The sequence below is a fragment of the Tangfeifania sp. genome (assembly GCF_055108615.1).
In genome coordinates, this window is sequence record NZ_JBSQIC010000048.1 from 20,395 (window position 1) to 27,266 (window position 6,872).

Consider the following 6,872-nt stretch of genomic DNA (forward strand, 5'->3'; position numbering starts at 1 on the left):
CGAGGTTGGATTCTTGGATAAAGATTGATGATATGAGAAATTACTTAAAATTACTGACTGCTATCGTGCTTACTGCACTTGCAACCACCTCAATCGGTGCTCCAACCGATTTTGAAATCATTAAAAAACGCGTGGTGAAAGCCCTAGTTCAGCCCGGTGTGAATGATGCTGAAATTCAGTCTCTGATTAACAATTTGCAGGAAGACGGCACCTGGCAGGGTATTGATTACGAAGATGTTTCGCGCGAGGGATTTCAGCACAGCCGGCATTATTCCAATATGGTTAACCTGGCACGGGCGTACCGGAAATCGTCTTCTGTATTTTATAAAAGCGAAGAAGTTAGGAGTGCCATTGAACTTTCCCTGAAAAACTGGGTGGACAACGACTATATATGCGAAAACTGGTGGTTCAACCAGATTGGTACACCAGACAACCTGGTTGATGTATTGCTGCTTGCCGGCAACGACCTTCCGGAAGAGTTGGTGGAAAAAGCACAGCCAATTATCGGGCGCGCCAACATTGATGCTCCTGGCGCTCGACCGGGCGGCGACCGCATTAAAATTGCCGGTATTCAGGCTAAAAACACGCTATTCCTCGGCGATCGCGAAACCTTTGAAAAAGTAGTCCGGGTAATTGAAAATGAAATAAAATATGTGGAGTGGATTGGCAAAAAATACGGATATACCTACCGTCGCTATTCCGGAGGTTTTGGTAACCGGGCGGCAGGCGGTAGGGGCATTCAATACGGAAACAGTTTTCATCATCGTACCGATGGCGTAAACAACACGCTCTCTTACGGAATCGGATATGCCAATGCCTTTATAGAGTGGGCAGTTTATACGGCAGGCACACGGTTTGCTTTTGCCGAAGAAAAATTATCACGGTTAGTAGATTATTACCTCGATGGAATTTGCAAAACTGCTGTTTTCGGAAGATACCCAGATCCCGGGGCAAAAAACCGGAGCGTAAGCCGCCGCGGAACTTTGCGGCCCTACAGTGCAAAAACTGCCGAGAATTTGCTCCTCACAACCAATTACCGTAAAAAAGAATTAAAGGAAATTGTAGATATCCGAAATAAAGGAATCGCTCCCAGACTTTCGCATGCTACTTTTTTCTGGAACTCGGAACATTTTTCGTTTCAGCGGCCCGGCTGGTTTGCTTCGGTTCGGATGTATTCTACCCGCAACCATAACATGGAAGTACCCTATAACAGCGAGGGATTACTCAATCATCACCGGGGCGACGGGGCCAACCACATTTCGCGCACCGGCGATGAATATTACGACATTTTTCCGGTATTCGACTATCAAAAAGTGCCGGGAACTACCATCATGCAAAAGCCCGAATTACCTGCTCCCAGCCAGATTCAGAAAATTGGGCTGACCGATTTTGTGGGAGCAGTAACCGATGGTATTTACGGGGCGGTGGCTTTCGATTTTAAAAGCCCGCACGATCCGTTGATTGCCCGCAAAGCCTGGTTCTTTTTCGATGAAATGTTTGTTTGCCTCGGAGCAGGAATTTCCTGCAAAAACGGAAGCTATCCGGTGGCTACCACAGTTAACCAGTGCCTGCTGAAGGGCGATGTGCATGTTTCGTGGGACCAGTGGCGGGGAAAAGCTGAACGCGGCGAAAGACGATTTCCCGGGGCAGAGTGGGTGTTTCACGATGGCGTGGGTTATATATTTCCCAACATCAGCCGGACCGATCCCTACTTGATGAACAAAGAGGTTACGGGTTCGTGGCGGAGAATCAGCAAGCAATCCAGTACCCCAAGAAATGAAGTTACCAAAGATATTTTTAAACTGTGGATCGATCATGGTGTACGGCCATCGGATGCTTCGTATGAATATATCGTACTTCCTTCATCTACACTCGATGAAACCAGCAACTATTTGGGATCCGGCTCAAACAAAATTCATCTTCTGGCCAATACGCCCGAATTGCAGGCGGTGAAACATACCGGATTAGATATTTGTCAGGCTGTGTTTTACGAAGCAGGCGGACTTCAAATTTCTGAGGGCTTGAAAATAGTAGCCCATAATCCGGGAATAGTAATGTTGAAAATGAAAAACGGGGCGATTACCGAAATTTCAGTGGCCGATCCCAACCGCGAACTGGGCAGATTTCATCTTTCTGTTTCAGAAAGAATAGAGAAACATGGTGATAATTTCAGTGCTGTGTGGAATGAAAAGGATGGACTTACCCACGTTTCGGTTAAATTGCCCCAAGATAATTATGCCGGTGACAGCTTTACAATTGAACTGTAAAACAAAAAGCTCAACAAAATGAAACAAAAATTAACCATCTTACTGTTTTCTTTCAGTTTTCTTTGCTGGAACTCCCTGTCATTTGCTCAGGAGAGCGGAACAAACGAGTCGGAAAAACCCAACATCATTTTCATTTTAACCGACGACCAGCGGTGGAGCGCGTTGGGGTATTCAGGGAATCCACTGGCAACAACCCCTGAAATGGATAAACTGGCTGAAGCTGGTGCCTATTTTCGACATGCAATTGTAACAACCCCAATATGTTCTGCAAGCAGAGCGAGTATTTTTAGCGGTGTTCACGAACGCACCCATAAATACACTTTCCAAACCGGAAGTATCCGAAACGAATTTATGGAGACTGCTTATCCCAAATTGCTTAAACAGGCAGGGTATTATAACGGATTTTTCGGAAAATTTGGGGTGAATTATCCCGGCAGGGAAAAGATGTTTGATGAGGTGGAGATTTACGATCGAAACAATAGATTTAATGATTACCGGGGTTATTATTACAAAATGTTGGATGGCGACACGGTGCATTTAACGCGTTATACCGGACAAAAAGCGCTCGATTTTATTGAAAACGTTCCGGAAAATAAACCGTTTTGTCTGTCTCTGAGTTTTAGCGCGCCACATGCGCACGACGGCGCGCCGCTTCAGTATTTCTGGCAGGAAGAACCCGACAAGCTTTATCAAAATATGGAAATGCCCAAAGCGGATATCTCAGAAGATAAATATTTTGAAGCCTTGCCAAAGCCGGTTAAAGAAGGTTTTAATCGTGTTCGCTGGTTCTGGAAAAACGACACCCCGGAAAAGTACCAGCACAGTACCAAAGGATATTACCGGATGATTTACGGCATTGACCTGGAGATTGCAAAAATCAGAAAAAAACTAACGGGAAAAGGCCTGGACAAAAACACGGTGATTATTCTAATGGGAGACAACGGTTTTTTCCTTGGTGAACGCCAGATTTCAGGGAAATGGCTGATGTACGATAACTCCATTCGGGTACCTTTAATTATTTACGATCCACGCGTAAAAAAACACCTCGATATAGATGAAATGGGACTGAATATTGATGTTCCTGCCACTATTCTGGATTTTGCCGGAATCGATATTCCTGATATTTACCAGGGAAAAAGTTTGGTACCACTTGTTACAGGCGAAGAAAATGAACTCAATCGCGATACTATTTTAATTGAACATCTCTGGGAATTTGAACACATTCCGCCAAGCGAAGGTGTGCGAACTCATGAGTGGAAATACATGCGTTACATCAACGATAAATCAATTGAAGAACTTTATAACCTGAAGGATGATCCGAAAGAGATAAATAATCTTGCATCAAACCCTGAATATGCAGGTGTGCTGTTAAAACTCAGGGATAAACTGGAGCGGCTCACCCAAAAATTTGCCGATCCGAATTCCGGTGTTCCAACCGGTTTAACTGTGGAGTTCATTCGCGAACCACGCTTTACTAAAATAATCGACAGCAAACCCGAATTTAGTTGGATAGTTCCTGAAGAAGCTGTCATTCAAAAAGGTTACCAGGTGTTGGTTGCGTCTTCAAAACAAAATATTTACAACAACATTGGCGATGTTTGGGACAGTGGAAATGTACGCAGCAGTCAGTCGTCTGATGTTGAGTTGAAAGGCGATCCACTAAAAGAAAACACTACTTATTTCTGGAAAGTACGGATTTATGACAAAGACAACCGTTTGTCGGAATATTCAGCGCCACAACATTTTACAACCGGAGAATTTGGCGAAAAACTAACATCACATAACTGGTTTGAAATTGAAAAAATTAAACCGGTAAACTTTAAAATGAATGACGAAGGCATTTATTTTGCCGATTTTGGCAAAGCGGCTTTCGGAACATTGGAAATTAATGTAGCTCCTGATAATACCGAAAAGCTCACTGTTCGGCTGGGAGAAAAACTGGAGGATGGAAAAATCGACCGCAATCCCGGTGGAACCATTCGCTTTCAGGAGATAGCATTGGAGTTGGAACCGGGAAAAACAAAATATGTTATTGATTTGCCTCCCGATAAACGCAACACGAATGAAAAAGCAGTTGCGCTGCCCGATTCCTTCCCTGTAATTATGCCATTCCGTTACGCTGAAATTGAAGCGGACTCTGACTTTCCAAAGTCAGAGATTAATTTGCAAGCAGCCAATATTACCCAAATCGCCTGGTTCAACTATTTCGACGAAACTTCCAGTTCATTTAACAGTTCGGATACCATTTTAAACCAGGTGTGGGATTTGTGCAAATATTCAATGAAAGCCACATCTTTTGCCGGTGTTTATATTGACGGCGATCGCGAACGAATTCCTTATGAAGCGGATGCCTACATCAATCAGTTGAGTCATTATGGAGCGGATAATGAATATGCAATTGTACGGAAAACAATCGAATATTTCATGCAAAAACCAACCTGGCCTACCGAGTGGCAACTTCATGTTGCGCTGATGTTTTACCAGGATTACATGTACACCGGGAATACGGAGCTCATCAAAAAGTATTATGAACCGCTGAAGTACAAAACTTTAATGGAATTGGAAGTGGAAGACGGACTGATTAGCACAAAATCGCCAAAACTTGATGGTGCGTTTATGGCAAAACTGGGATTTGCCGACACTACCCAGCGCGTTCGCGATATTGTTGACTGGCCGCCAGCCCAGAAAGATACCGGGTGGGAACTGCCCGAAGACTGGCCACAAGGCGAGCGTGATGGGTTTGTTTTCAAACCGGTGAATACGGTCATAAATTCCCTCTATTTCAAAAACATGAAAATAATGGCTGAATTTGCCCGGTTGTTAAAAAAAACAGAGGATGCACTTGATTTTGAAAGCCGTGCGGCCAGGGTCAAAAAATCAATCAATCAAAAACTGTATAACAAAGAAAAAGGCCATTACATCGATGGTTTGGGCACCGACCACGGCTCGGTTCATGCCAATATGTTCCCGCTGGCATTTGGAATTGTTCCCGATGAATATAAAAAACCAGTGGCCGATTACATAAAAACCCGCGGAATGGGCTGCAGTGTTTACGGTGCACAGTATTTGACGGAAGCCCTGTACAATGCCGGAGCCGAAGATTATGCGCTTGAGTTGATGACCGCAACGCACGACCGAAGCTGGTACAACATGATAAAAGTGGGATCTACTATAACTATGGAAGCCTGGGATATGCGTTACAAACCCAATTCAGACTGGAACCACGCATGGGGAGCAGCTCCCGGTAATATAATCCCCCGAAAAATGTGGGGGATTGAACCGGTCAAACCCGGTTTCGCTGCAGTTACTATTCATCCGCAACTTAGTAATCTTAATCAAAGTTCGATTACAGTACCTACGATTAAAGGACAAATTAAATGTTCATATAAAAAACTGAACTCCGGAAATATGCAGTATTCAATTGAGTTGCCTGCCAACATGGTTGGTGAATTCAAAGTTAATTTGTCATCACAAAATATTGTAATGCTGAACGATGAAACAGTGAACCTGCTTTTTGAATCAGTCAGGTTAAAACCGGGAGTGAATGAAATATCGGTCAGAATAAATTCTTTTTAAAACAATAGGATGAAAAAGCGATTCATTCCGTTAACAGGTATTTTGATTTTCTTTTGCAGTTACAGTTGTTCTATTGATAGTCAATCGGATTCAGCTGCTGCAAACCAACCCAATATAGTTTTGATAATCTCCGACGACCAAAGCTGGACCGATTACAGTTTTATGGGGCATGAATTCATTCAAACACCCCGGATCGATCAGTTGGCATCCGAAGGATTAACCTTTACTTATGGTTACACCACGGCCCCTTTGTGCAGCCCGGCGCTTGCATCCATTGTCACTGGTTTGTATCCATACCAGCATGGTATTTTGGGAAACGATCCTGTATTTGATTTGATTCCAGTGAGAAAAAGTATTCCGATGAATGGATGAATAAGCGAAAGGAACATTATCAAAAATACATTGACAATTACAAAGATTTCAGAACCGTCGCCGATGTTTTGGGTGATAATGGATATGCATCGTTGCAAACCGGAAAGTGGTGGATTGGCAATTATAAAAACGGAGGTTTCGACCACGGAATGACGCACGGCGATACTTCCAGGGGAGGCCTGCATGGCGATGAAGGTTTAACAATTGGCCGCGAAGGACTCGATGTGATTTACAATTTCATTGATTCTGCCAGTACAAATCAGCAACCATTTTATATTTGGTATGCCCCTTTTTTGCCGCACGCACCACATAATCCGCCCGACAGTTTTAAAAAAAAATACCTTGAAGTAGCTGATTCGAGTCTTTATTACCGGATTGCGATTGAATTGCCTTATAAACTGATTTTGCCCGATGCATTAAATAAACCTGACGCACAGGTTGAATTATTTAATATTGTCAACGATCCGTTTGAGCAGAAAAACCTGGCTGGTTCGAATCCTGAAAAAGCAGAGGAACTTAGAACGGGTTTTACTTTAATAAACATCAGTATTGCAATTACTTAGACGTTATTTTTTTGATTTTGTAGCAACTAAAATATCAATCGTTAAGTTGCTGAAAAATAGCAGATTAAAAGAAAATAAAAAAATCACTTAATAT

The 6,872-nt window shown here is 43.1% G+C and carries 4 protein-coding genes; all 4 read left to right on the top strand.

Annotated elements, in window-relative coordinates; all coding sequences use genetic code 11:
* Positions 1-32 precede the first annotated feature (32 nt).
* From ACTCNA_RS11245 to ACTCNA_RS11260, 4 genes are read left to right on the top strand one after another with little or no spacing between them, the layout of a single operon-like run.
* Positions 33-2,267 carry a polysaccharide lyase family 8 super-sandwich domain-containing protein gene (locus ACTCNA_RS11245; protein ID WP_462948011.1) on the top strand — a complete coding sequence of 745 codons (2,235 nt, stop codon included), beginning with the start codon at positions 33-35 and terminating at the stop codon, positions 2,265-2,267.
* A gap of 18 nt (positions 2,268-2,285) precedes the next feature.
* Positions 2,286-5,843: an alpha-L-rhamnosidase-related protein gene (locus ACTCNA_RS11250; RefSeq protein ID WP_462948012.1), complete on the top strand. Its 3,558-nt coding sequence runs from the start codon at positions 2,286-2,288 to the stop codon at positions 5,841-5,843.
* A gap of 9 nt (positions 5,844-5,852) precedes the next feature.
* On the top strand, positions 5,853-6,215 hold the full coding sequence (locus ACTCNA_RS11255) for a sulfatase family protein (protein WP_462948013.1): 363 nt from the start codon (positions 5,853-5,855) through the stop codon (positions 6,213-6,215).
* Positions 6,212-6,778: a sulfatase-like hydrolase/transferase gene (locus ACTCNA_RS11260; protein ID WP_462948014.1), complete on the top strand. Its 567-nt coding sequence runs from the start codon at positions 6,212-6,214 to the stop codon at positions 6,776-6,778. The genes ACTCNA_RS11255 and ACTCNA_RS11260 overlap by 4 nt, the downstream gene beginning before the upstream one ends.
* Positions 6,779-6,872 lie beyond the last annotated feature (94 nt).

What these genes read in the sequence shown, in the direction of transcription:
- ACTCNA_RS11245 (WP_462948011.1), top strand. Translation starts at nt 33, where the DNA reads ATGAGAAATTACTTAAAATTACTGACTGCTATCGTGCTTACTGCACTT.
- ACTCNA_RS11250 (WP_462948012.1), top strand. Translation starts at nt 2,286, where the DNA reads ATGAAACAAAAATTAACCATCTTACTGTTTTCTTTCAGTTTTCTTTGC.
- ACTCNA_RS11255 (WP_462948013.1), top strand. Translation starts at nt 5,853, where the DNA reads ATGAAAAAGCGATTCATTCCGTTAACAGGTATTTTGATTTTCTTTTGC.
- ACTCNA_RS11260 (WP_462948014.1), top strand. Translation starts at nt 6,212, where the DNA reads ATGAATAAGCGAAAGGAACATTATCAAAAATACATTGACAATTACAAA.